At 68.6% G+C, this 24,575-nt stretch carries 19 protein-coding genes and 2 pseudogenes; 4 read left to right on the top strand and 17 right to left on the bottom strand.

All coding sequences use genetic code 11. The features are described 5' to 3' along the window. Positions 1-60: 60 nt before the first annotated feature. Entirely contained in the window at positions 61-510 is a 450-nt protein-coding gene (locus AB0C30_RS07730; protein WP_357940743.1) for an NUDIX domain-containing protein, read from the bottom strand. A 40-nt stretch (positions 511-550) separates the two neighbouring features. Beyond that, positions 551-1,843 (bottom strand): helix-turn-helix transcriptional regulator, encoded by a 1,293-nt coding sequence (locus AB0C30_RS07725; protein ID WP_357940741.1) that lies wholly within the window; start codon positions 1,841-1,843, stop codon positions 551-553. Positions 1,844-2,012: 169 nt separating this feature from the next. Here AB0C30_RS07725 and AB0C30_RS07720 point away from each other — a divergent pair, with 169 nt between their 5' ends. Continuing rightward, positions 2,013-3,020: a hypothetical protein gene (locus AB0C30_RS07720; RefSeq protein WP_357940739.1), complete on the top strand. Its 1,008-nt coding sequence runs from the start codon at positions 2,013-2,015 to the stop codon at positions 3,018-3,020. A 138-nt stretch (positions 3,021-3,158) separates the two neighbouring features. On the opposite strand, the gene AB0C30_RS07715 is transcribed toward AB0C30_RS07720, so the two are convergent. Then, entirely contained in the window at positions 3,159-4,577 is a 1,419-nt protein-coding gene (locus tag AB0C30_RS07715; protein ID WP_357940737.1) for a DHA2 family efflux MFS transporter permease subunit, read from the bottom strand. 79 nt (positions 4,578-4,656) lie between these two features. Between AB0C30_RS07715 and AB0C30_RS07710 the strand changes: the two genes are divergently transcribed. Then, positions 4,657-5,277 carry a TetR/AcrR family transcriptional regulator gene (locus AB0C30_RS07710; RefSeq protein ID WP_357940735.1) on the top strand — a complete coding sequence of 207 codons (621 nt, stop codon included), beginning with the start codon at positions 4,657-4,659 and terminating at the stop codon, positions 5,275-5,277. A gap of 152 nt (positions 5,278-5,429) precedes the next feature. On the opposite strand, the gene AB0C30_RS07705 is transcribed toward AB0C30_RS07710, so the two are convergent. From AB0C30_RS07705 to AB0C30_RS07685, 5 genes are all read right to left on the bottom strand, one after another. Then, positions 5,430-6,638: a cytochrome P450 gene (locus tag AB0C30_RS07705; protein WP_357940733.1), complete on the bottom strand. Its 1,209-nt coding sequence runs from the start codon at positions 6,636-6,638 to the stop codon at positions 5,430-5,432. A gap of 79 nt (positions 6,639-6,717) precedes the next feature. Next, a complete protein-coding gene (locus tag AB0C30_RS07700; protein WP_357940731.1) occupies positions 6,718-7,614 on the bottom strand; it encodes a recombinase family protein in 897 nt (298 codons plus the stop codon). A 135-nt stretch (positions 7,615-7,749) separates the two neighbouring features. Continuing rightward, a complete protein-coding gene (locus AB0C30_RS07695; protein WP_357940729.1) occupies positions 7,750-8,574 on the bottom strand; it encodes an SDR family oxidoreductase in 825 nt (274 codons plus the stop codon). A gap of 129 nt (positions 8,575-8,703) precedes the next feature. After that, entirely contained in the window at positions 8,704-11,172 is a 2,469-nt protein-coding gene (locus AB0C30_RS07690) for a glycoside hydrolase family 2 TIM barrel-domain containing protein (RefSeq protein ID WP_357940727.1), read from the bottom strand. Positions 11,173-11,227: 55 nt separating this feature from the next. Further along, the gene (locus tag AB0C30_RS07685) at positions 11,228-12,538 is read right to left on the bottom strand and encodes an MFS transporter (protein WP_357940725.1); all 1,311 of its coding nucleotides are present in this window, start codon (positions 12,536-12,538) and stop codon (positions 11,228-11,230) included. Between the two features lie 135 nt (positions 12,539-12,673). Between AB0C30_RS07685 and AB0C30_RS07680 the strand changes: the two genes are divergently transcribed. Then, positions 12,674-13,627 carry a LacI family DNA-binding transcriptional regulator gene (locus tag AB0C30_RS07680; protein ID WP_357940723.1) on the top strand — a complete coding sequence of 318 codons (954 nt, stop codon included), beginning with the start codon at positions 12,674-12,676 and terminating at the stop codon, positions 13,625-13,627. A 153-nt stretch (positions 13,628-13,780) separates the two neighbouring features. On the opposite strand, the gene AB0C30_RS07675 is transcribed toward AB0C30_RS07680, so the two are convergent. From AB0C30_RS07675 to AB0C30_RS07665, 3 genes are all read right to left on the bottom strand, one after another. Continuing rightward, positions 13,781-14,353: a MarR family transcriptional regulator gene (locus AB0C30_RS07675; RefSeq protein WP_357940721.1), complete on the bottom strand. Its 573-nt coding sequence runs from the start codon at positions 14,351-14,353 to the stop codon at positions 13,781-13,783. An 89-nt stretch (positions 14,354-14,442) separates the two neighbouring features. Next, positions 14,443-17,145, bottom strand: a complete 2,703-nt coding sequence (locus AB0C30_RS07670; protein ID WP_357940719.1) for a family 78 glycoside hydrolase catalytic domain — start codon at positions 17,143-17,145, stop codon at positions 14,443-14,445. A 41-nt stretch (positions 17,146-17,186) separates the two neighbouring features. Next, positions 17,187-18,191, bottom strand: a complete 1,005-nt coding sequence (locus AB0C30_RS07665) for an alpha/beta hydrolase (RefSeq protein WP_357940717.1) — start codon at positions 18,189-18,191, stop codon at positions 17,187-17,189. Between the two features lie 507 nt (positions 18,192-18,698). Here AB0C30_RS07665 and AB0C30_RS07660 point away from each other — a divergent pair. Further along, positions 18,699-18,818, top strand: a complete 120-nt coding sequence (locus AB0C30_RS07660) for an NAD(P)-binding protein (RefSeq protein ID WP_357940715.1) — start codon at positions 18,699-18,701, stop codon at positions 18,816-18,818. Positions 18,819-19,006: 188 nt separating this feature from the next. Here AB0C30_RS07660 and AB0C30_RS07655 read toward each other — a convergent pair. The 6 genes and pseudogenes from AB0C30_RS07655 to AB0C30_RS07630 form a co-directional block, all read right to left on the bottom strand. Beyond that, positions 19,007-19,465: pseudogene (locus AB0C30_RS07655) on the bottom strand (Tn3 family transposase); the annotation flags it as partial. 46 nt (positions 19,466-19,511) lie between these two features. Next, positions 19,512-19,936, bottom strand: a pseudogene (locus AB0C30_RS07650) (DUF4158 domain-containing protein); the annotation flags it as partial. A gap of 107 nt (positions 19,937-20,043) precedes the next feature. Continuing rightward, the gene (locus AB0C30_RS07645; protein WP_357940713.1) at positions 20,044-20,595 is read right to left on the bottom strand and encodes a helix-turn-helix domain-containing protein; all 552 of its coding nucleotides are present in this window, start codon (positions 20,593-20,595) and stop codon (positions 20,044-20,046) included. 716 nt (positions 20,596-21,311) lie between these two features. Then, positions 21,312-21,998, bottom strand: coding sequence for a response regulator transcription factor (locus AB0C30_RS07640; RefSeq protein WP_357941479.1), 687 nt, complete (start codon positions 21,996-21,998; stop codon positions 21,312-21,314). A gap of 101 nt (positions 21,999-22,099) precedes the next feature. Continuing rightward, positions 22,100-23,374: a sensor histidine kinase gene (locus AB0C30_RS07635; protein ID WP_357940710.1), complete on the bottom strand. Its 1,275-nt coding sequence runs from the start codon at positions 23,372-23,374 to the stop codon at positions 22,100-22,102. A gap of 103 nt (positions 23,375-23,477) precedes the next feature. Beyond that, entirely contained in the window at positions 23,478-24,155 is a 678-nt protein-coding gene (locus AB0C30_RS07630) for a hypothetical protein (protein WP_357940708.1), read from the bottom strand. Between the last annotated feature and the right edge of the window lie 420 nt (positions 24,156-24,575).

Below are 24,575 nucleotides of genomic sequence, written 5' to 3'. Positions count from 1 at the left end.
TGGAGCGCGGCGCTGGCTTTGCGATGCAGCAGCAGCGCCTGGGCACGGCGGGCCTTGCGGTCAGGTTCCCCGGATGAGCCTCTTGTGGGCCTCGGGCATCCCATCGGGCAGTGAGTTCGCGGCGAACAGTCTGGCGTCAATGACCTCCCTGCCGTCGACGGCAAGGTTGTCGAGTCCGCCAATCAGGGTGGCCTCGTAGAAGATCTCGATGCGGAGCTTGAAGCCGCTGTTCACCTGGAGAAGGCGACCGACCTTCACGGTCAGGCCGGTCTCTTCGCGTACCTCTCGAACAATGGTGTCCTCGTGCTTCTCGCCTTTGTTGGCGTAGCCGGTGGGAAAGCCCCATTGCCGGTCGGCAGGCCACAGCCGGTGGCGCAGCAGGAGAACCTGGCCGTCCTCGGTGCGGGTGACCCCGGTGATCCCGCACATGAACTTGGCGTTCACGAGCCACAGCAAGCGCCACTGCAAGGGCTTGCCCAGGCGCCACAGCTTGGCCAGCAGCTCGTTCACGTCGTTATCTCCCGGGTCGGTGTGGGTGGGATGGGAGAGCTCAGGTTCCGGCCAGGATCAGAGCGAGCCGGTCCGCGCCCGTGCTGGCCGGATGTCGGCGTACCAGCTCGATGGCCAGTCCCCGGATGCTGGAGCGGTCGCGAACCTCGGTGCGCGCGTGCCCGTGCGCGGCTAGCAGGGCGCCGATGGCCCGGCCGGGATCGTCGGCCTGGGCCCAGACGCGGGCCAGGTCGGTGAGCAGCCGCGCCCGCCGTTCAGGGGTCGGAAACTGGGCAGGGTGCAAACCCTGGCCGGCGCGCATCGCGGCTCCGGGCTCGCCCAGCGCCCAATGCACACCCACCCGGTACAGGGCGACTTGCGCCGGGCTGACGGCGAACCGGTTGGCGGCGGGCAGTTCCGCCGGGACGGCCCGCGCGGCGCGGGAGGCTTCGTCGATCAGGTCGATGGCCCGGTCGCGGTCGCCGGCCTGAGCGGCGTTGTAAGCCGAGGTGCACAAGATCTGTGCCAGTGTGTTCGCCGCGGCGGTCGTACGCAGACCGCTGTTGTCGAGCCGGGTGGCCGCCGCATAGGTGACCTGTTCGGCGAGTTCCCTATGGCCCTGGTGGCGCAGCACGATGCCACAGGACCGGGCGGCCATCGCCTGGGCGACCAGGTCGCCGGACAGGGCGGCGTAGGTGACGGCTCGATCGGCCGTGATGCGGCCGGCCTGCAGACGGCCGACCTTCTGCAACGCCTCGGACGCCAGGTCATAGCAGCCCGCCAGTAGAGCGAGGTGGCGTTCGTCGCTCGGCGCGCGATCCAGCACGTCATGCCCGGCGGAAAGCAGACCGGGCAGACCGCGCAGAAGGGCCGCCAGGTCACCGGTGTCGAACCGCAGCCGGGCCCGGCCCAGCAAGCTCGTCACGTCGCCGGCGGTGGCCGCGGCCTGGGGCGCGGGCAGCACCGCCAGTGCCTCCTCGACCCTGGTCAGCAGAGCGGCAGGCACCGCGAGGCCGGCTCCGATCAGCAAACTGCGTCGTCGCACCGGATCATCCTCCCCGCCCGCACCTGCACCCACACCATGACCGTCGAACGGCGAGAGCCGAGGTGCGCCGGAGATCGGCAGGCAGATCGGACCGTCGCACCCCTCATAGGGTGAGGCGAGACCAAGGGCGTCGGGCGAGATCCCCAGGATGTCGACGAACGTCCGCAGCAGGGTGATGTCGGTCAACGGCGTCTTGCCGCGCTCGTAGCGCGACAACTGAGCGGGTGAGTAGCCGCAGCATTGTCCGAGTTCGGCCAGTGTCATCTTCCTGGCCTGGCGCGCGGTACGCACGATCTGTCCGGCGTGCATCAGCGGCTCCTGGCGATGAGGATCCTCACACATCGTAGCGTTGCGATGACATATTGTCGCGGCGGTTGCACGCCATGCAAACAGGTTTGCATGACACGCGGAACGGCCTGCTGACCTGCGAAAACGTGGTGATCTCGAAGTCTCATCCCCCATCCAGAAGAGGCTTTCGATGACCGTCCTGCTCGCCAACGAACACCTCGACGGGACGCCGGCCGAGCGACACCGACTTCACGCTCTGCTGCGCGGCCTACGCACCGGGGCTGCGCCCGCGCCACTGCCCGGCATCACCTTCCAGACGCTCACGCACCTCCTGGCAGCCCGACCCGCCACTGTCGATCTCGACCTGTTCCGCACCGGGTACGAACTGCTGTCCACTCGCTACGCCGAGATCGGCATCCGCGCCCTGCTCCCACCGCAGCGCGTGTGGGTCGGCGTCCGCTCCACAGCCGCCGCAGGCTCAGCCCAATCCTTCGGCGGTTTCCACCACCCCGGCCAGGGCTATCGACACCTGCAAATGAACGCCGCCATCACCCTGTTCGGCAACCTGTCCGGCCACACCACCCCACCGACGCCCCAGGCCGTCGCGCTGGATCTCCTACGCGCCTATGCTCACGACTGCCTACACTTCGGCACGTACCGCCGCTACCGGCTCGGCCCACGCGGCGAGCCCGCCCGCGTCCAATACGGCATCAACTTCCGCCGGCTGGACGGCACCACATACTCGCTGCCAGACCCACCGGACGCCCGCCGGACCCGCAACCTGGGCATCGTCATGGAAGGCGCCACCGACATCGAGGCCACGACCATCGCCCGCCATACGGCCGACCTGCATGGCCTCACCGAACCACCCGGCTCGACGCACTTGACGAAATACGCCTTCGCCGACGTCACCGGGCGACTCTCCACCGACGACATCAGCACAGCACGGCGCACGGCCAACCCCTACCTACGATCCCTCAGCGGGTTCGCGCGCAGTGTCACCAGCCGATACCGCGCCCTGCTCGACGACCTCACCGAGACGCCCCACGAACTCCACCACCTCCTCATCACCGCCATGATCAGCGGGGACCTGGGCGATCTCAACGCCTGGCTCGACGCCCGGCACGGGCCCGGCTCGTTCGCCAGACGATTCCGTGCACCCATCTTCTCCGACCTCGATATGCGGCCAACTGCCTGATCTCGATCAGAACGCGCCGTAGTGTCGGCGGCCAGGATCGCCGACTCGGTCACGATCATGCCCGGCGGGGTGGGCCCGCACCCACAACGGCGACCAGGTCGTTAGGAACCCGGCCCATCCCGTCCATGCCACCAATGCTCACGAGGTCGTCGTGAGCTCATCCTGTACGACCGGCGTCCGCGGCGGGCCCGACAGGAGCGGGATCAGGACCATGACGATCACGATCATGCCCACGGCGAACCAGTAGACCCCGTGGACACCGCCGATCGGGTCGCCAGAGGTCTGGAAGATGAGTGTGACCAGCGCGACGCCGAGTGCCGCGCCGAGCTGGTTGAGCATGTAGAGCACGGAGCTGCCCTGCGCCACCATCTCCGGCGGCAGCGCCCGGTAGAGCGAGCCCATCGCCGGCGCGCTGAAGCAGCCCATGCCCAGCCCGATCCCGAGTGAGGCCAGCACCGGCAAGATCTCCGGGGTGTCCGCGCCGATCCGGGTGAGCGCCAGCCCGCTCAGGGCCGCCAAGAGGGCGCCGCCGGTGGCCAGCCCGCGTGGGCCGAGCCGGTCCGACAGCCGTCCGGCCACCGGCATGGCGATCGAGCCGCCGAGCCCGACCGGGGCCATCAGCAGCCCGGCGGCCAGTACGCCGTGCCCGTGTGCCTGCTGGTAGTACAGGGGCAGCGCGAACAGGGAGGCGAAGACCGCCATCCCGCCGAGGCCCATGATCGTGACACTCGCCGTGAAGCCCCGGTTGGCGAACAACCTCAGGTCGATCAACGGGGCTGTGGTGCGAAGCGCGCGCACGGCGTACCCGATCAGGACGGCCGCACCCGCGCCCAGCGGGAGCAGCACCTGCCAGGCGGTGAACGCGCCCTGCTCGGCCACCTGCGACAGAGCCAGCACCACCACCGCGAAGCCGGGTCCGAGCAGCGCCAGCCCCAGGACGTCCAGTCGCGCCTCGCCGCTCTCGCCGGGCCCGTCGGCGGGGATGACCCGCAGCGCGAGCACGAGGGCGACCACGCCGACGAGCACGCCGATCAGGAACATCCACCGCCACTCGAAGGCGCCGAGAATCGCGCCACCCGCGATCGGCCCGAGCACGGGCCCGAGGGACAGCACCACCCCCATCAGCCCCATCACCCGCCCGGCTCGGCGCGGTCCGGCGGCGCGGGCCAGCAGGATCAGTACGAGCGGATCGAGCAGCCCCGCCCCGAACCCCTGCAGCACCCGGAACGCGATCAGACTGCCGACGTTCCAGGACAGCCCGGCTGCGAGCGAGCCGACCAGGAAGATCAGCAGACCGGCCACCCACAGGCGCTTGCCACCGAACCGGTCCACGGCCCAGGTGGTGAACGGGATGGTGGCCGTCACGGCCAGCAGGAAGCCGGTGGACGCCCAGCCGATCGTGCTGAGCGAGGTGTCGAAGGCCGCGGCCAGGGTGTCCGTGGCGACGGCCGCCATGGTGCTGTTGAGGATCCCCAGCAGCCCGCCGAGCAGGATCACGGCAATCGTGCCCAGCAGTCGTGGGTCCAGCCGGTCATCATCCGAAGGATTTGAACTCATGGGTTCAAAGTAGTGATCCCATGCGTTCGCATGCAACTCTCAAGTCAATGAAGTTGAACCAGCGAGTACAATCAACGGCATGAGCACCATGCGCGGGCGGATCGACAAGCGGCAGGCGATCCTGGAGGGCGCGTTCACGGTATTCGCCCGGCTGGGCTACGCGCAGGCGGGCGTACAGGACATCGCCGCCGAGGCGGGCGTGGCCAAGCCGACGGTGTACAACCACATGACCGACAAGGCCACCCTGTTCAGGCACGCCCTGGAGGCCGCCGCGCGGACCGTGCTGAGCGAGCGGCTGGCCGCCCTCGAACCGCTCGCCGCGCCCGGCGACGACCTGCCCGCCACGCTGGAGGGCGTCGCGTACGAGCTGCTCCGGCTGCACACCGACCAGCGATCATGCTCGCTGAAACGGCTGCTCTACTCGGAGATCACCACGTTCCCCGACGCCCTCGACCTCGTCCTGGACAGCGGCCCGCACCGGCTCAACCAGGCTCTGGCCGACCGGCTGGCCAGGCTCGCGCTCTCCGGACGCCTGCGCACCCCCGACCCCGACCTGGCGGCCGAGCAGTTCATGGCCCTGCTGACCGGCCCTCTGGAGGCCCGCACCCGGATGGGGACGCAGCAGATCACCGACTCGGAACTGCGGACCATGGCCCGCGCCGCCGTGGAGACGTTCGTCCGGGCCTGGGGAACACCCTGAGCCGTGACGCCCCTTAACGACGGCCGAGGAGCATGCCAAGCCACGCCTGACCTGTTATGCGTATGGTGGTCGAGCCGCCAGGGCCGCATGCGCAGGGCGCGGGCCTGGATGCCGGCCTGGGCACACCGCCACTGCCCGCCGGTGGGGGTGGGTTACCAGGTGACCGGCAGTTCGTAGACGCCGTACACCGCCCCATCGTGCTTGAACGGGATCTGCTCCAGGTCGGCCGCCAGGCGCAGCGTGGGGATGCGCTTGTAGAGGGTGCTGTAGGCGACCTGCAGCTCCATCCGGGCCAGCGGCTGGCCCAGGCACTGGTGGACGCCGAAGCCGAAGGCCACGTGGCGGCGGGCGTCGCGGCGGATGTCCAGTTCGTCGGGGTTGGGGAAGATCTCGGGGTCGCGGTTGCCGATGTCGTTCGGCATGATCAGGCCCTCGCCCGCCCGGATGGTCTGGCCGGAGATCTCGATGTCCTCCAGGGCGACCCGGCGGCGTCCGCTGTGGGTGATGTTGAGGTAGCGCAGCAGCTCTTCCACGGCCCCGGCGACCAGGTCCGGGTCGTCGCCGGCGCGCAGCAGCGCGAGCTGGTCGGGGTTCTGCAGCAGGGCGCACGTGCCGAGGGCGATCATGTTCGCGGTGGTCTCGTGCCCGGCGATGAGCAGGAGAACCCCCATCTGCGCGGCTTCCAGCTGCGACAGCTCACCGGTCTTGACCCGCTCGGCCAGCCGGGACAGCAGGTCGCCGGCGGGGTTGGCGAGTTTCTCGCCCACCAGGGCGTTCAGGTATTCGGCCAGCCGGGCGCTGGCGGCGGCGCGGACCTCGGGGGCGGTGCCACGGTTGATCATGACCTTGCTGTTGTCCTGGAAGAAGTCATGATCGGCGTACGGGACGCCGAGCAGCTCGCAGATCACCAGCGACGGGACCGGCAGCGCGAACGCCTCCACCAGATCCACCGGCTTCGGCCCGGCCAGCAGATCGTCGATCAGATCGTCCACGATCTTCTGTACGGCCGGGCGCATGCCCTCCACCCGCCTGACGGTGAACGGAGCCTGCACCATGCGGCGCAGCCGGTGGTGCTCGGGGTCGTCCATCATGATGAAACTGGCGAACGAGCCGGTGAAGGGACCCTGCCTCGGGTAACCGGGGCGGGAGAACTCGGCGCTGACCCTGGGATCGGCCAGCAGCGCCCGCTGCTCGGCGTACGTGGTCACCATCCACGGCGTGCTGCCGTCCCACAGCCGGACCTTGGCCAGCGGGCCCTCCTTCTGCAGAGCGTGCAGGTTCGGCGGCGGGTCGAACGGGCAGCCCGCCGCCCTCGTGCCGGGGAACTCCGGGACTTCGGGCTGACTCAAGATCTCGGTCATGACTTACGTCCTTCCGCACAGGGCTGGAGCGAGGCCACGCTCGGCTTCGGTTCCGGTATCGGGGTCCACGTTGTTCGACTCACGTGTCACGGGCGCCGTCCATATTGCGACGATCCCGGCGATCAGGCCGGTCGCCGCGCCGTGCCAGCCGGCGATGACAGGTAGCGAGTGCTTGAGAAGGCCGGAGGTCCTCGCCGCCGCGAGCAGCGGTGAGGCGTTGCTCCCGTGTCCTACTTGGGGGTTCTGCGCCATGGATGATGCGATGAATGGTGGAGCGTCCGAGGCTGTACTCAAGGGCTAGATCGGCCAGGGATACCTCGCCCTCGGCGTAGCGGCGGCGGATCGAACGCCGCGCTGGCTCGGGCAGTTTGGACTGTTTGCCTTTGAGCTTGCCGTTCTTCTTCGCCAGGGCCATGCCTTCGCGGGTGCGTTGGTGCCCGATGTTGGCTTCGAACTCGGCGACCATGGCCAGGGTCTGTAGAAACAGCCGCCCGAACGGGTCGTTCCAGTCGTAGACGGATCCGCCCAGGCCGAACAGGACGCCGCGGCCGGACAGGTCGGTGAGGATCTCGTTGGCCTCGGCCATGTTGCGGGCGAAGCGGTCGAATTTGGTGACGGTGAAGACGGTCCCATCCCAGGTGGCTGCGAGAGCCTGGTCCAGGCCTGCGCGGTTGCGGCGGGTGGTGCCGGAGAACCCGCGGTCGATGTAGATCCGCTCTTCGGCGACGCCGACGGCAAGGAGCTGCTCGGTCTGGATGGCCACGTCCTGCCGCTGAAGGATCCCCTTACGGAACACTCCTTCTATGAAGTGATCTGACGCCATGAGCTCGCGGACGCCCGGCTCGGCCGTTTCGGCGGCAGAGCAGGATCGCCGCAAAGCCACTTCACGAAAGGTCCTCGGCCTGTCCGAAGGGCTCGACCGGCCGAGGACGATCTCGAGGTGTGGGTCGAGCAATACCTCGATCTCGCGTTGCACGGAGTGCGCTCGTGGAAATGACCGCCAAGATCAGCCGTCATCTGCAGCGGCCGGGCGATGCCGACATCGCCCTTGTCCAGCACCCCGGCGTTGCTCACGGCGCGATTCCGTGGCGGGCGTGTCGCTCGCGGCGCGTCAGGCGGTGGCGCCGCCGTCCGCGAGCAGCGTGCTGCCGGTCATGAACGCTGACAGGTCCGAGGCGCAGAACAGCACCACGCGCGCGATGTCGTCGGGCACGCCGACGCGGCCGATGGGGGAGTTCACCATGAGGTCGGTGGGTGGGATGTCGTCAGGGTTCACGCCTGCGTCTGCGGCCGCCATCATGTTTCCTTCCGTGGGAACGTAGCTGGGTGCGACTCCGAGCACGCGGATACCCAATGGGGCGAGTTCGAGGGCCAGCTCACGGGTGAGGCCACGGACGGCGTGCTTGGATCCGACGTAGGCGGCCAAACCTGGGGCGCTGCCACGGAATCCGGCGGTCGAGACGATGTTCACGATGACACCGCCCCTGCCTTCGTCCGAGCTCGTGGCCATGCGGCGGGCCGCCTCGCGCGCGCCGATGAAGACCCCGCGCGTGTTCACCGCGAACACCTCGTCCCAGGTCTCCTCGCTCATTTGCAGCAGGGGGATGTTGGGGAAGACTCCGGCGTTGTTAACCCAGATGTCCAGGCTGCCTAGCTCGGCGATCGCGCGGTCGGCAGCCGCGACGACGGATGCCGCGTCGGTGACGTCCATGGTGGTGCCGATCACGCGCACCCCGTGGTGTCCGGCGAGTTGCTTGGCGGTGGCCACGGCGAGTTCTCCGTCGATGTCGCCGATCAGCAGATCGGCGCCGGCCTCGGCGAGCCGGGACGCGATGGCCTTGCCCAGCCCTCGCCCGCCTCCGGTCACGACCGCGCATCGCTCTCGCAAGGAAACGAGGTCGGTCAGGGACTTGTTCGATACATCGGCGATGGACACGCATGCTCTCCTTCGGTTCTTCAAGGACATGGGGTGATGCCGGGAGAAGCCCCGGCCGGTGCGGAAGGGGTGCGGCTGGGGAATGGGCTGGCTCATCACGGAGTCGATGAGGGAATTGTCGGCCGCGCGCTAGCTTCGGCTCTTGCTGCTTTCACCGGTGGAAGGAGCCGTACTGAGGGGGTGGTGCAGGTCGACGGTTACGGTGGCAGGCTGGAGTCCATCGGCGTGGACGGTGACTGTCGCTGTTGCTTGGGTGCCGGTGGGGCGGATCACGGCCAGTGCCCGGCCTTCGTAGGTGGTGCAGGCGGTGGCCAGGAAGGACTCTTCGGTCGACGGTCGTGCCGTGCCCAGAGCTTGCAGAGTGGCCGGACCGTCAAGGGTGACGGTGACGACGCGGTCGCTGATCGGGTTGACGGTGCCGTGTTCGTCGGTCAGGGCGATGTCGAGGTAGGCGAGATCCTGCGGGTCAGTGCTCAGCTGCTCCCGGTCGGGGGTGAGCCGCAGGTGGGAGGGTGCCGCCGCGGTGATGAGCCGGCAACGGCCGGTCTCGGTGCCGTCCCGGTAGGCGACGGCCTCCAGCGTGCCGGCCTGGTAGGACAGCTCGGTCGTGGCGAGGAACGCCTTGTCGCTTCCGACCGGGACACGGGCGGCGGTGGCGCCGTTGAGGCGGAACTCGATTTCGTCGGCGTCGGCGTAGGCTTCCACACAAACAGGTGTGCCGGCCGGGATGTCCCAGGTCCAGCTGGCCACCGAATCGCTCCAGGACCAGGCGTTGGCTTTGAAGGGGTGCTCGCGGTGCTCGGGGCGTTGCACGGCCAGGTACGGGGTGTGGCGCAGGCCGAAGACGATCTCGCGGTAGTACGAGACCGGGCGTCGCCGGCCGGTGATGTCCAGATCGCCGGTGGAGGCGGTCAGCCACGGGTACGGCGCGCCGAAGGCCGGGCCCTCACCGGGGTAGACGGGACGGCCGATGCCGCTTTCGCCCAGGTAGTCCCAGCCGGTCCAGGTGAAGTCGCCGATGATGTGCCCGTGCTCGCTGACCAGCTTCCAGTACCGGTCGATCAACGTCGGGAAGGTCTCCGAACCGACCACGACCCGGTTGGGGAAGTCGTCCCGGTCGCTGAGGTAACGGGACTCGCCGTAGTTGAGTCCGACGACGTCCAGCACCGCGGCGGACTCGGCAAGCCGTTCGCCGACTTCGGGCAGAGCGGTGAGCCCCGCCGTGACGTCGGGCAAAGATCCCAGCGCGTCGTTGAAACCGGCGCCGCCGGCCTGCGCCATGAGTTCGGGGAGTTTGTCCAGCACGGTCAGCATGCCGTTGAGGGCGTTGGTGATCAGGCGCGTGGGGTCCTGGGCCCGGACGCGCTCGGCGAGCAGGCGTCCCCAGCGGGCGCCGTGCGGGGTACCGACTTCGAGGATTTCGTTGCCGATCGAATAGAAGATCACGCTGGGATGGTTGAAGTCCTTGGCCACCATGGCGTCAATGTCCCGCTCCCACCACTGCGGGAACCGCCGCGAGTAGTCGTCGTGGGTCTTCGCTTGCGCCCACATGTCGAACGTCTCATCCATGACGAGCATGCCGACCCTGTCGCAAGCGTCCAGCATCGCGGTGCTGATCGGGTTGTGTGCGGAGCGGATCGCGTTGTACCCGGCCTCCTTGAGCAGTTGCACGCGCCGCTCCTCGGCCCGGGCGATGGCGGCCGAGCCGAGCGGGCCATTGTCGTGGTGCACGCACGCGCCGCGCAGTTTGACGGTGGTGCCGTTGATGCGCAGGCCCCGGATCGGGTCCACCGACAGGCCGCGGATCCCGAACGTGGTGCGGGCCTCGTCGGCCTGCCCGTCGGCGTCGACCAGGCGGACGGTGGCGGTGTACAGGTTCGGCTCCTCGACGCTCCACAGCGCGGGCCCGCGGATGTGGGCGCGCTGGCGGACGACCGCCCGCTCCCCAGCCAACACCGTGAGGAGGGCGCGGTCAGTGGCCACGAGAGTTCCCGTGCCGTCATGTACCTCCAGCAGCACCTCGACGGTCCGCGTGCCGGTGCCCTCGTTGATCACTTCGGTGGCGACCGCGGCGGTGGCCAGGTCGTCGTCGATGTGCGGGGTGGCCACCCGCACTCCGGTGGGGGTGATGTGCAGCAGGCCGCCGATGAGCAGGTGCACCGGACGGTGCATGCCGCCGCCGCTGTACCAGCGCGAATCCTGGTGCGCCTGGGCCTCTACCCGGATGGTGTTGGTCTGTCCGTAGCGCAGGAACGGGTCGGCGGCGATGTGGAAGGTGGAGTAGCCGCCTGCCCACTGCCCGGCGAACGCGCCGTTGATGAACACCATGGCGTCGCGGTAGACGCCCTCGAACTCGAAGGTCACCCGCTTGCCCGCCCACGCCGCGGGCACCTCGAAGTCCTTGTCGTACTGCCAGGCTCCGGGCCGGTGGTAGCCGGTGTGTGAGCCGTCCGAGCCCTCGGCCGACCTGCCCCCGACGAGCATCGCATCGTGTGGCAGTGTCACCGGGACCGCCTCGGCACCTGCACCGCCCAGTTGCTCGAAGATGGACGTACGCGGGGCGACGCGCCATCCGTCGTTGAACGTTTCGCGAATCATGATCCTCCTAGAACGCGCCCGCATCGCGATGAGCGGCGGGCGGGGGATGTGCCCGTCAGCGGACACCTTTGATGAAGCGCACCGACAGGGCGGCAAGTGCGGTGCAGACGATGAGCATCACGAACACCAGTTGGTAGTCGCCCGTGGCTCCGACCACGGCGCCGGCGATGCTGGGGGCGATGATCTGCGGGCCGGCGTTGGCGATGTTCATGATTCCCAGGTCCCGGCCGGCGTTGCCGACGCCCGGCAGGACCCGCGTGATCAGCGCCTGGTCGACCGCCATGTACACGCCGAACGCCGCTCCGGAAACGGCCGTGGCCACCCAAGCCCCGGTGAGCGTGGGCACGAGCAGGTAGACCAGCCCGGCCGGCACGAACATGAGGCTCGACAGGCCCACGAACAGCCGCAGCCGGCCGGCCTTGTCCGAGATCCAGCCGCCGACCAGGGCGAAGACCAGGCTCAGCAGCGTGCTCAGGCCCGAAATGGCCACGAGTGTGGTGGCCGCCCGGTCGATGTCGCCCAGACCGATGTGGTCGCGCAGGATGTACAGCTGGAAGCTGCTGACGGAGAAGTAGCCGAAGATCATCAGGAAGCGGCCGGTGAAGGCCCACCAGTAGTCCGGCGCGCCGCGCAGGCTGAGCATCGCATGGCCGGCCTTGTCCTTGTGCTTGGGTGTGGTGCGGGCCTGCGGCTCCGGTGCCGGGCGGTCTTTGGTGGTCAAGGCGAAGATCTGGGTGAGCAGCAGGAAGAGCCCGGCGACCAGCAGGTAGCCCATGAACAGGCCCTGCGACAGCCCAGCCAGGGCGACCCCGGCGTATCCCCCGACCAGGCCGGCCGCTCCCAGTACGCCGGACATGCTGCCGCGCAGCCGCTGCGGCACCCGCTCGGGCAGCACCGCGGTCAGGCTGGCCTGCGTGGCGTTCAGCGGCCACATCATCACCGCCCACGTGATGGCGATCGCGGTGGTGGAGGTCAGCTGGGACATGGCTACCAGCCCTAGCGCGCCGACGATGCCCGCGCCGAAGATCCACACGTTGCGGCGGCCGAGGAAACGGGTGCGGGTACGGTCCGACAACATCCCGGCGATGGGCTGGGAGATCACGCTGGAGACGGCCGAGACGCTCAGGGCCATCCCGAGCGCCGCGGCGGAGGCCGCCTGCTCCGGCACGATCGCGGCGATCTGCTTGCCGAGCAGGACCTGCATCACCCCGCCCCACACCGCGTTCATCGCGACCATGGCCAGCGGATAGATCACCCACAGCCAGCGTCCGGGCGCCGGGGGGTCGCCGGCGGGGGGTGATGTGGGGGCGTCGCTTGCGTGGGGGGTGTCCGCCGCCGGATCGTGCGCAGGCAGGGCATCAGGCATGAGTTTCTCCTATCCTGTTCACGCGCGTGATTCACACGTGTGAACAAGCGCGTGAGCGGAAAGCGTAGGGGCTGGCCAGCAGTTCCGTCTAGCATCTATCCGGGGCGAATCACTCGAAGATGGACAGGAGTGCCGATGCGGGTCAGCAGCAAAGACGTCGCCCAGCGTGCGGGCGTGTCCCGCTCGACGGTGAGCTACATCCTCAACGGGCACGGCGACCGCTTCAACCAGGCGACCCGTGAGGCCGTCGAACGCGCCGTGGCCGAACTCGGCTACCGCCCGCATTCGGCCGGGCGAGCGCTCGCGCGCGGGCAGAGCGACCTGGTCCTGCTCGTGCTGCCGATCTCACCGAACAGCCAGTTCAGCCAGATGGCCGACCAGATGACCGAGACGCTCGCCGAGCACGGCCTGTCCCTGCTCATGTGCTCGGCCACCGCCTCCCCGCGATCCTTCGCGGCGGTCCTCACCACCGCCCGGCCCCGCCTGGTCATCGCCCTGTCGGAGCTGAGCGAGGCCAAGCGCGCCGTCCTGCGCTCGGCCGACGTGCACGCCCTCGACATCGCCCACGCGATCTCCCAGCCCGGCGGATCCAGCTGGACCGCGGGGCGCATGCAGGCCGAGCACCTCATGCAGCGCGGATACCGGCGCATCGCCTACGCCCGCCTCACCGAAGCTCGCGACGACGTGCTGCTGCGCGCCCGCGAGCAGGGCGTGCGCGAGGCGTGCCAGGCCGCCGGCCTGGACGGGCCCCAAGTGATCACCGTGACGCTGCGCGCGGACGCCGACCTGGACGCAATCGCCTCGCTACCCATCGGTACGGGCCTGGCCTGCTACAACGACGACACCGCCGCCGCGGCACTGGCAGCCGCACGGGTCATCGGCCGGACCGTGCCACAGGAACTGGGCGTGGTGGGCATGGACGACACCCCGCTGGCCACCCAGACCAGCCCCCGCCTCACCACCATCGGCTTCGGCCTGCCCACATCCTGGAATCGCCTGGCCCAACTCCTCCTCCAGCGCCACGAGACCACCGACGCCGACTTCGCCGACGCAGGCGAGTGCCAGCTCATCCAGGGCGAATCGACCTAAGCCGGGCGACGCGGACCACGCGAAGATCACCGCGCTGCTCAAGAAGCGCCGAGCTCTCAAGCGCTGACAACGAATCCAGTGTGTAGAAGGCGGAGGCGGCCGGGAGTGAGCTGCGGTTCCAGTTCAGGAGTGGCAGCTCTTCTGACGGCGCCTCTAGAGGGTGGTTCCGGTGCTCGGAGTCGTGTGCTGACCGGCGCCGGAGTCGAGTGCCCTGGGGCGATATCCCTGCGCGATCGCCCCTTGCGCGGCCTTTTCGAGGAGTCTCGTCAGAGCCTCGACATCGGCGCTGTCCCAGCTCCGGAACTCCTTTTCGACGCGGTCGAGTGCCAGGGCGATGATGTGCTCTCCGAGGTCGCGGCCGGCTTGGGACAGCGCGATGATGACCCCTCGCCGGTCTTCGGGGTCGGCCGCCTGCACGACGAGGCCCATGTCCACCAGACGGCGGGTGATCTTGGTGATGTTCGGCCGGCCTGTCCCCAGTGCGTCCGCGAGTTGCGTGGGACGCATCGCGCCGCGGTAGGTGAGCTGGTTGACGGTCAGGAAGAGCGAGACATCGTCGGCGGGGAAGCCGACCGCCGTCATGGTGCTGTGACGCACCGCAGGACTGTCGGCCCAGTGGATGATGGCTGACAGGGAGGCCAGGATCCCCAGTTGCTCGGGGGTGCGCACAGGGCTGATGTCGACCGCCTCGGCGTGAGCGAGCTCGGTCGCCGGCGGTCGGGGCATGTGTCGGCTCCTGTCGCGAACCCAATGGGCCGCTCCAGCATATCCAGTGGTCCTGCCCGCGGTACCGAGCGGGGCGGGGTCATACCGGCTCATGCCAGTGGCGTGGAGACGGTGTGCTGTCCGGGCGGCAACGGCCTGGGTTCGAGGCCGGGGATGCGCAGCACGGCAGTGGTGTTGGCCGGGATCGACATCGTGATGTCGGCCTGGCCGCCTTCCTTCTTCCACTCGATGGACGCGTCTCCGAACGGGGTGCCGATCGTCGCGGCGACGGCGGTGAAGGGCGCTGCCAGATCGGGAGCCATCTCGATTGCGGAGTATCCCGGGGCGGCAGGACGGAGGCCAGCGATGTTCCGGAACATCCAGTCGTCGACGGCGCCCAACGCGTAGTGGTTGAGGGAGAGTTGGCGCGGCTGGCCGTCCGGTTCGACGCCGCCCCAGGATTCCCAGATGGTGGTGGCCCCCATCGCGACCTCGTACAGCCATGATGGGACGGTGTCCTGCAACAGCAGCCGGTAGGCGAGGTCTCGATGGCCCGTCTCGGCCAGGACGTCGAGCAGGTACGGGGTGGAGAGGAACCCGGTGTCCAGGTGGTCGTGCGCCTCGTGGATCAGGTCGGCGAGGTTCCGTGCCGCGGCGTCCCGCTGTTCAGCGGGAATGAGTCCGAAGGCGAGGGCGATGACATAGGCGCCCTGCATGTGGACGGTGAGCCGGCCGTCACCGAGCAGGAACTCCTCACCGAACGCCTCCCGGATCCGCGCCGCCAGGGCGCGCATCTGCTCCACGGTCGATCGATCTTCGAGGATCTCGGCGACCCGGGCAAGGTTGCTGACGGAGTGGTAGTAGAACGCCGAGGCGAACAACTCACCGGTGAGGGAAGCGGCGACGACGAGCGAGTCCGGGTCGTCGGTGACCGTGCTGGGCACCAGCCAGTCGCCGAAGTGGAATCCCGTGTTCCAGAGCGATGCCTGGCGCATTCTCACCGGATCGTCCTCCGGCAAGCTCTGGTATCGCTCCGCGACGTCGTTCTCCGCGCGCTCTCGCACCCAGCCGACCCACTTCAGCATCGCCTCGTAGTTGTCTGCCAGGACGCGGGGATCGCCGTATCGCTCGTAGAGGGCGAGCGGCAGCATGGTGATCGCGTCCCCCCATCCCGCGGAGGTGGGGGTCAGCATGCCGATGGCCTTCGCGAACGATGGAGTGTTGGGCACGATCGTCGGCACGATTCCGGCCTCGGACTGTGCGGCGCGGACGTTGGCGAGCCATCGTTCGAGGAAGAGGTCGACGCGAGCGTTGTTCGTCGCGGCTCGCGCGAATATCTGGATGTCCGCGGTCCATCCCGCGCGCTCTCGCGAAGGGCAGTCGGTGGGGATGGACAGGAAGTTGCCGCGCTGGCTCCATGTCACGTTCTGGTGGAGGCGATTGATGCGGGCATCGTCGGTGACGAAACGACCGCTCTGCTGGAGATCGGAGGCAGTGACCACCCCGACGACGTCGTCGGCGGTGAGCTGCCCGGGGTATCCGGTGATGCGGACGAACCGGAAGCCGTGGAAGGTGAATCGCGGCTCGAAGGTCTCCACGCCGGTGCCCGCCAAGATCCAGACGTCGGTCTGGTCCTTGTTGCGGCCGATGACGTTCCTGTGGAAGTTGCCATCGCGGTCGAGGGACTCGGTGTGTTCCAGCACGATGGTGGTGCCGGCCTCGCCCCGTGCCGTCAACCTCAACCGGCCGGCGATGTTCTGCCCGAGGTCCACGATGAGCTCCCCGGACGGCGTGGTGAGGATCGCCGGGCGATCAATCTCAGCAACCCGGCGGACGGGCTCGCCGAGGTGCGGGACCAGGCCGGCCGTACTGGAGCCGACGACGTCGACCGGCGACCAGGCCGCGTCGTCGAAGCCGGGCTCGTCCCACCCGTGGATCGCGAGCCGCGCGTCGACCATCTCGCCGATGTGCAGGTCGGAGTAGCGGATCTCACCGAAAGAGGACCGAGCCGACGCGCCGGACGCGGCCAGGTGCTGTCCGTCACCTTCGAGCTGCCAGATGACGCCGAGCTTGTCGCCGTAGTTCGCGCTCTCGCCGCTGAAGCTGATGCGTCCCGCCCACCAGCCGTCGGCGAGCCTTACCCCCACCACGTTCTCGCCCAGGCGCAGGTACGGCGTGGCGTCATAGGTCTGGAAGGACAGGCGCACGGGGTGCTCGTCGTATCCGGGAGCCAGTACCTCATCGGTGATGCCGCGCCCGTTGATGGTCACCTCGTACATGCCATGGGCCGAGATGTACAGGCGCGCCCTTTCCGGGAGGTGATCGAGCTCGAAGCGCTGCCGCACCAGCGGGCTGGGGTGCAGCCGGCCTTCGAGGTCCAGCTGCCTGCCGCCGACGGTGTACGGGGCGTCAAAGGCGAGTTCTTCTTCCGGCGTTACGGGTCGCTGGTCCGGCTCGATCCAGGACGTGGTCCACTCCGACGCGTCGAGGATCGTGGTCTCGAACCATGACTCGGCCCATTCGCTGGCCTCGTGCTCTCCCGCCCAGATGCGGACCCGCCAGAGGAACCGTGTCCGCGACGGGACAGCGAGACCCGGAACCACCACCGAGTGCGATTCGGCGGAGCCGACCTTTCCAGTCGCGGCGATCACTTCGCCCTCCGCCGTGCGCACTTCCAGTTCGTAGGCCGACTGGCAGCCCGCACCGGGTACGGGCTCGCCCAGATGCCAGCCGAACTGTGGCGATCGGGTCCATACGGCGTGCGGCCGCACGAGCCGTTCGACGGTGAGATGAGTGGGTGTTGCTGAACGCATGAGCTGCTTTCCTCGTATTGGGTGTCACACCGCTGCGACGATCACGGGCGGTCCAGTTGGCGGTGTAGCCAGTTCAGCCGCTCGGTCGCGGCCGAGCGGCTGATGGCGGCGTGTGGGGCGAGGCCGTCGGAGCCGTGGAAGGCGCCGGCCCAGACATGCAGTTCGGCGTCGCCGCCTGCTTGCCAGATGCGGTTGGCGTAGTCGACGTCCTCATCGCGGAACAGGTCGGCCGAGCCCACGTCGATGAAGGTAGGCGGCAGTCCCGACAGATCGTGGGCGCGGGCGGGAGCGGCGTACGGGGAGACGTCTGGGCGGCCGTAGTTCTCCCCGAGCAGCGCCCGCCAGCCGAGGTTGTTGAGCGTCCGGTTCCACAGCGGTGCGTCGGCGAGCTGGTGGGTGGAGGGGGTGGCGTCGCGGTCGTCGAGCATGGGGCACAGCAGTAGCTGGCCGGCGAGGGCGGGGCCGCCTCGGTCACGGGCCAGCAGTGTCACCGCTGCGGCGAGCCCGCCGCCGGCGCTTTGGCCGAAGACCATGATCCGGTCGGCGTCGAGGCCGAGATCGTCGGCGTGCTGGGCGGTCCAGGTCAGTCCGGCGTAGCAGTCCTCCACCGGGCCGGGGTGGGGGGTCTCGGGGGCCAGCCGATATTCCACCGCCACCACTGCGGCTCCCACCTGCTGCGCGATGGTGACGATGTCGGTCAGGTTGTCCCTGGCCGAGCCCATGATCATACCGCCGCCGTGGATCCAGTACAGGACCGGCGCGGGCTGCGCCGACGCTCTGGGACGGCAGATGATGAGGGTGATGTCGGGGCCGGGAACGGTCCGCTCTTCGACGGTGTAGGCGCCGCCGAGGGAGAGTTCCTCGTCGGTCGGTGCGGGCATGGCCGCGCGAGTTCCCTCCCGCATCGCGGGAATGGTGTCGAGGTTCAGCTCCGACAACCACCCCTGGATCTGCGGGAGGCCGTCCAGCGCGGGCAGGACCTCCCGGTCGAACGGGGGCGGTGGCCCGAGCGGGGGTCGCTGGAGTGGTCGGTTGTCGACGGACATAATGCTCCTTCGTCTGCGGTGTTGAAGTTCAGATCGGTTGGACGGCCTAGGCGAATTCGTGGCGCTCGGCCAGTTTCGCTACGGTCGGCTTGCTCCGGGGGCTGGCGGGGGATGTGCTGGTCACGTGCGCTTCTCCTTCGAACGCTCAGACCGACCGAGCCGGAGCGGGGTTCTGCTCGCACACCCTATGTATTTTCCTAAGCGAAATACTAGCTCTCGTTCACACATCAACGACATGTCTGCCGCACATGGTGTGGCCGCGGGTTCGGCTCGCGTGTTGGGCCCGGTGAGCGGACCGTCTATTACCGGATGACCGAGGACGCGTGGGAGGTCGTGGTGCGTCGCCAGATCGCCTCGATCGCCTCGTTCCTGGACACCACGCGTGACGGCCTGAGCCTGGCCCGGGCCAGAAGATGAGCGGGTTCGGCAGGCGCACGCCACCTTCGCGTAGATGGCCAAGGTGTTTGATGACGCGCCGCCGTTGCGCAACGCCGAGGAGGAGACGACATGACCGGACGGGCCGGACGGGCCATCGTGGTGGGGGCGGGCATCGGCGGGCTGGCCGCCGCGGCGGCCCCGCATCGGATCGGCTGGCAGGTGATCGTGCTGGAGCGGGCAGCCATGTGATCGCCCTGGTAGAGGCTTTGACCGCCCCTTTCTCTCGTACTTGGTCTGCCGCCTACGGGGCGGCCGAAAGCGCAACCGGGGGCAGTCGGCCAGAGCCCGTCTGTGGTCGAGCGCAAGGGACGCCAGCCATGCTGGTCGAGTTCGGCGAGTTCGGCTTCGATATCGACGGAGATAACACCGAAGAAGTTGACGTTCTCGCTGTGGGCCGGGGAGATGTGGGCGAGCAGGTCGTCGGGCACGTCCCGGCCCTGCGCGCGGAGCTGGTCCACGGCGAGCGCGTAGTACTCCGTGGTCCAAGTGATCACGGCGTTGGTCAGCACGGTCAGACACCAGGCCTGATCGGTCTGGTCGGCCAGGTGCGGCTTGACCACGGTGCCCTGATGGGCGTAGTGCAGGTCACGGCGGAGCGCGTGCAGGGACTCGCCCTTGTTCAGCTGCCGGGCGATCTTCCGGCGGTAGACGGGGTCGGACAGGTAAGTGGCCGCGTGGATGGTACGCCGCAGCGTGCCCCACTCCTTCAGCGCGGTCGCCAGGAGGTTCTGCCGTGAGGCGGCCGACCATTTGCCCACCACCAGGGAAGCGGTGGCCTGCCCGTACTTCAGCGACCCGGACATCCGCAGCAGGTCCGGCCAGCAGGCGGAGCACACCCGGCCGGATCGTCTTGGCAGCGATCAGGTACTCACACGCCAGGCTGAACAGCAGGGTCGGAGAGTCGTGCTCCATCGCCCGATCCTGCAGAAACTGCGCCAGCTCCTTCGTCTCAGGGCTGTCCGGTGGCGCGCTCTTCCAGCCCAGATATTCGGCCACCACCGCAGATGATCGGTGCGGGTCTGCTCCCGCCTGCCGTACCCCTCCAGGACGCCGGGGTCCAACGCGAGCTGCTCAGCCAGTCGGGCCACCGCCACCGGCGGCGCCGTGGCCACCTCATCGGGCACGAACCCAAGCCAGGGCAACGTCGCAAGCTGTACGGCAAGCCCCAGACGGTCGGTCGGCCCACGCCCACGCACCGGCGCCAGCAACGCCAGATCAGCCGACGTGAGCGTGAAGAACCTGATCAAGTCGTCCCGGCCGATATCGGGAAACGACCGTAACCGCTCTAGCTGCTCTGCCGAGAACATCCGTGTCGACACCTCACACCCCAGGGGATCAAGACCGGCAGGCGAACCGCACCCTAGCCGCAGTGATCAACCCCCGTCGAGACTCATCTCATAAGCGCTGGTCAGCCTTATCCGTTGGAAATTTCCCCGGAAATACCGGCACCCCTCAAGGTGCTGGTCATGTGCTTGCGCTCGGCTCGTACCGGCAGCGGCAGGTCGGGAAGGCAACGGTTGAGGCCGTCCGGGATCCGTACGAGCGAGGAAGAGGTGAGCGCCCCGTCGATCATGACCTCGTGCAGGGCCGGGTCGGTCATCACTTGGGCGCCGAAGCGGGCGAACCAGGTGGGGTTGCCCTTGGCGGCCAGATGCTCGGTGACCGGACGCACCAGGCAGGCCACCCAGTCACGCACGTCGTCGGAGCCGGGGGGCCGCTCAAGCATCCGCTCGCGGACACGTTCGATCTGCTTGCCGTGCTTGCGCGCGATGGCGCGCACCAGATCGGCCTTCGTGCCGAAGTGGTACGTGACGGTGGCGTTGTTGCTCTGACCGGCGGCTTCGCTGATCTGACGGTTGGCCACCACGTACACACCGTGCTCGGCGAAGAGCCGCTCGGCCGCCACCAGAATGTGCGCACGGATCGCGTTGGCCCGCTCAGCCCGCCCGGCCATGCTCACCGGCACATCGGTATGTCATCGCGCCTCACCAGGACTCCTCCCGAACCGGCTCCCCTGCATTGTCAGTAAACTCTCGTCGTCAGATTAAGTCAACTGCTTGATTTAAGCCGAAACGATGCGTGCCGACCAATGGTCGACGGTGGCCAACCGCAGCACCGGACCGGCTGCCGCTGCCGCGGCTGGTGCTGCGGGCTGCGGGCTGCGGGCTGCGGGGCCCGGGTGCTGGATGGGCTACTGAGCGCGGCTACCCGCTGACGTGCTGCGGCAGAGATCGTGGCGACACCAGAGGCGGAGGCATCGCAACGACCTACACCTAAGAGGCGCTGCCCATACGGGTGTCTTCGGCGCGCCGGCTGCCTACGTCAGCTTCCGGAGGAGGCCGAGAGACCGGGTCTGCGGCGGCTGCGCAGCTAACCCGTCGCGATCGGCAAACGTCGCGCGCGAAGAGGCGAACCGGCCAACGGACAAACGCGCGAAGAGGCGAATGGGCCAACGCAGCAACGGAGCAACGGGCCAACTTCACGGGTGCGAACAGGCGTACGTTCAACAGAACATCGCGCGTGCGAACGTCGAACCTCACGCGGGCAAACGCGCGAACAGGCGAGGATGCGAACATCACGCGCGTACGGGCGAACAGGCGAGGATGCGGACATCACGCGCGTACGGGCGAACATCCAAACACCGAACAGGCGAGGATGCGAACTTCACGGGTGCGATCGGGTTCAGGAATCGGTCGATGGATGAGCGGCGCTCACCAGCCCTGACTCGTAAGCGCTGATCACCAACTGCGCGCGGTCCCGCGCCCCCAGCTTGCTCAGCAGCCGGCCGATGTACGTCTTGACGGTGCCGGTGCTGCGGTGCAGGTATTCGGAGATGTCGGCGTTGGAGAGCCCACGTGCCACGAGCACCAGAATCTCACGCTCGCGCTCCGTGAGATCGTCCAGCGAGGTGCCCGGCGCCTGGTGTCCATGGGGAAGACGAGCGAACTCGGCGATCAGGCGTCGGGTCACCGACGGTGCGAGAAGGGCCTCACCGGCGGCGACCGTGCGGATGCCTGCCAGCAGGACATCGGGAGAGGTGTCTTTGAGGAGGAACCCGGCCGCCCCGGCCCGCAGCGCACCGTATACGTACTCGTCGAGGTCGAAGGTGGTGAGGATGAGAACGCGTGTCCCGGCTGTCTCGGGAGATCTGGCAATGTTCCGGGTCGCCTCGATGCCATCCATTCCGGGCATCCTGATATCCATCAGCACCACATCCGGGCAGAGTCGTCGTGCGCTCTCTACGGCTTCGGCACCGTTGCTCGCCTCGCCCACTGCGGTCAACCCAGGGGCGGTGTCGATAAGAACCCGGAAGCTGCCTCGGAGCAGCGACTGGTCATCAGCGACGAGTACCCGGACCGGTTCGGACACGGCCCCCTCCACCCGGACCGGCTCGGACACGCCCCCCTCCACCCGGACCGGCTCGGACACACTCCCCTCCCCCCGGACCGGTTCTACCCGGATCGGTTCGGTCACGCGGCTCCCTCTTTCCGGCTCGTGGCCGTGTTGTGCTCGGGTTCGGGCGGGAGACGAGCTGACACGGCGAAGCCGCCGCCGGGTCGCGGGCCGACGGCCAACGTCCCCCCGTACATCATCACGCGTTCGCGCATCCCCACGAGTCCGTGCCCGCCCTTGAGCTCCGCCCCATCGGACACCACCGCGTTGCCGGCTCCGTCGTCGACCACCTCGATATGCGCGTCTCCTCGCGAGTCGACAGTGATCGTCACCAGGCAGTGGGTTCCGGTGCCGGCGTGCTTGACCACGTTCGTCAGGGCCTCCTGCACGATCCGGTAGATGGCCAGCGCCGGCCCTGCGGGGAGGTGGACGGCCAACTGGGTGCGGAGTTTGGTACGGACTCCCGCCTGTTCGGCGCGTTGGATGAGGGCCGGCAGGTCATCCAGTCCGGGAAGGGGAGCCATCTTCGCCGAGCTGGGCTCGCCCGCGTGTTGACCGGCGGTTTCGCCGCGCAGCACCCCCAGGGCACGCCGCATCTCAGCGAGTGCCTCCCGGCCGGTCTGCTCGATCGTCTGAACGGCGTCGCGCGTCTCTTGGGGACGTTCCTCGGCCACATGGTTGGCGACCGCCGCCTTGACCACGATCACGCTGAGGCTGTGCGAGACGATGTCGTGCAGCTCCCTGGCGATGCGTAAGCGCTCCTCGCTCAGCGCCTCTTCGGCCAGGCGCCGCTCCTGTCGGGCGGCTCGGGCTCTCCGTTGGCGCACGACACGGCCGGCGGCCCACGCCGCGCCGATGACCAGCCAGACGAGCGCCGCGGTGCCGGCGGCTTCCGACCACGGACCGGATGGTGTCATGACCGCCTCACCTGTGATGACCGCGGCTGCCGAGACCACCAGGGTCAGGACCAGCGCCGCCGAAGCCCGGCGTACCGGCTCGGCGAGCGCCACCACGTAGGCGGCCAGGGCCGTGGAAACGTAGGGATCGCGGGTGATATCGAGGAATGTCGCCGCTGCCGAAGCGCCCAGAACCACGGCCAGGGCAGGCAGAGGCCACAGGCGCCGCACAGCCACCGGCGCTCCCACACAGACGGCCACCAGCCAGCCCAGCCACCACGGACCGGAGAACTGCGGCAAGCCGTCCGAGTCGTCTTGGCTGGCCAGTGACACGTGCACGGCCACCACGACGGCCGCCACGCAGGCGTCGAGTGCCAGCAGGTGCGCACGTGTCCCCAGGTGAACGCGTGTCCGCAGGTGCTCGCGTGCCCGCAGGCGCCACTGGGCTATGTGCATCGCACGACGATATCGATGCCCACTCATCCGCCCTCCCCGAAGGTCCCCGCTCATACGGCCTGCCCCAGATGCCCATTCATCGGGCCTGCCCGAAGCCGCCCCATCATCCGGCCTGTCCGAAGAGGAACATGGCGATGCCCACGACGCCTACCAGGAGGAGCCTGCCGGCCACCGTGGTCGTTCGCGGGACCGGACCGGTGCGCAATGTGGCCACGCCCAGAGGGACGAGCGCGACGCACAGTCCCGCGGCGGCGGCGACCGACCAAGGAGTCGTCCCCTTCAGCACCCCCAGCGGCATCGCCGATGCCAAGCCGAGGGCCAAAGCCCGTAGCGGTCCGAAAACCCCCGAGCGGTACGCGCCGATGGCCAGCAGAATCCAGCCGCCCATGATGGCGGCGTTGAGTGCGCTGAAGACGTGGAACGCGCCGTAGGTCTCGCTCACCGTTCGCGTCGCCGATGCGGCCCCCTGAACGGTCACCAGCTGGAAGTCCAGATGATCGACACCGGCATGAAACGCCCGGGCGAACAGGCCGAGGACCGTTAAGGTGCCGCCCCATACAGCCAGCTCCCGGAAACCTTCGCCGATCCTGACAGCGAGAAGCACGACTCCCGGCCAGAGCAGCACCCACCCGGCGGCGACAAGGCTGTAGGAGGTCGTCATGAGGTCCGGATCGTGCTCGTAAGCGCTCAGTTGCGCGGGGAAGAAGAAGTCGTAGCGCAGGCGAAGCAGGATCCCAGCGAGCAGTAGCAGGGGGCCAACGATGAGGGAGGCGCCGCCCACCCAGCGTCCGGGTAGGACAGGACTCGAAACGGCGATTGACGGAGTCGGGAAAGTCATGGGCCAACGATGCTGCAGCCGCGTGCGCCGCGTCGTCGGAGCACGGGCCATACTTTCAGGTCAGACTGTGGTCGTACGGGTCTGCCTTGTGTCGGCTTCCAGTCCGGTCTGAGACCAGGCACCATGCCGCCGCGTACCTCGGGGCGGCGCCCTTGCCCCGAGCCGCGCCGTCGGTGTCGGTCGCCGTACTTCAGCGCGTCGTCCTCCCTCCCCTGGCCAGGGTCGTCACCCGGCTTGGCGAACGGGCGCAACCCTCGCAGGGATGGCAGGGCCCGCACCGGCGCCCGCCGAACCGCTGGCGCTGGATCAGTGGCCTGAAGGAGCACCGTCCCGGCTCCGCTCCACGGAGGGCTAGCCTGGGGC

This window comes from Nonomuraea sp. NPDC048901, from assembly GCF_040649695.1.
Lineage (GTDB): Bacteria > Actinomycetota > Actinomycetes > Streptosporangiales > Streptosporangiaceae > Nonomuraea.
Note: the sequence above shows the minus strand (reverse complement) of the source record. Positions and strands in the feature narration are given on the sequence as shown.

Coding starts and splice junctions, on each gene's coding strand:
- AB0C30_RS07725 (WP_357940741.1), bottom strand. CDS start 1,843: ATGCACGCCGGACAGATCGTGCGTACCGCGCGCCAGGCCAGGAAGATG.
- AB0C30_RS07720 (WP_357940739.1), top strand. CDS start 2,013: ATGACCGTCCTGCTCGCCAACGAACACCTCGACGGGACGCCGGCCGAG.
- AB0C30_RS07715 (WP_357940737.1), bottom strand. CDS start 4,577: ATGAGTTCAAATCCTTCGGATGATGACCGGCTGGACCCACGACTGCTG.
- AB0C30_RS07710 (WP_357940735.1), top strand. CDS start 4,657: ATGAGCACCATGCGCGGGCGGATCGACAAGCGGCAGGCGATCCTGGAG.
- AB0C30_RS07705 (WP_357940733.1), bottom strand. CDS start 6,638: ATGACCGAGATCTTGAGTCAGCCCGAAGTCCCGGAGTTCCCCGGCACG.
- AB0C30_RS07690 (WP_357940727.1), bottom strand. CDS start 11,172: ATGATTCGCGAAACGTTCAACGACGGATGGCGCGTCGCCCCGCGTACG.
- AB0C30_RS07685 (WP_357940725.1), bottom strand. CDS start 12,538: ATGCCTGATGCCCTGCCTGCGCACGATCCGGCGGCGGACACCCCCCAC.
- AB0C30_RS07680 (WP_357940723.1), top strand. CDS start 12,674: ATGCGGGTCAGCAGCAAAGACGTCGCCCAGCGTGCGGGCGTGTCCCGC.
- AB0C30_RS07675 (WP_357940721.1), bottom strand. CDS start 14,353: ATGCCCCGACCGCCGGCGACCGAGCTCGCTCACGCCGAGGCGGTCGAC.
- AB0C30_RS07670 (WP_357940719.1), bottom strand. CDS start 17,145: ATGCGTTCAGCAACACCCACTCATCTCACCGTCGAACGGCTCGTGCGG.
- AB0C30_RS07665 (WP_357940717.1), bottom strand. CDS start 18,191: ATGTCCGTCGACAACCGACCACTCCAGCGACCCCCGCTCGGGCCACCG.
- AB0C30_RS07660 (WP_357940715.1), top strand. CDS start 18,699: ATGACCGGACGGGCCGGACGGGCCATCGTGGTGGGGGCGGGCATCGGC.
- AB0C30_RS07635 (WP_357940710.1), bottom strand. CDS start 23,374: ATGCACATAGCCCAGTGGCGCCTGCGGGCACGCGAGCACCTGCGGACA.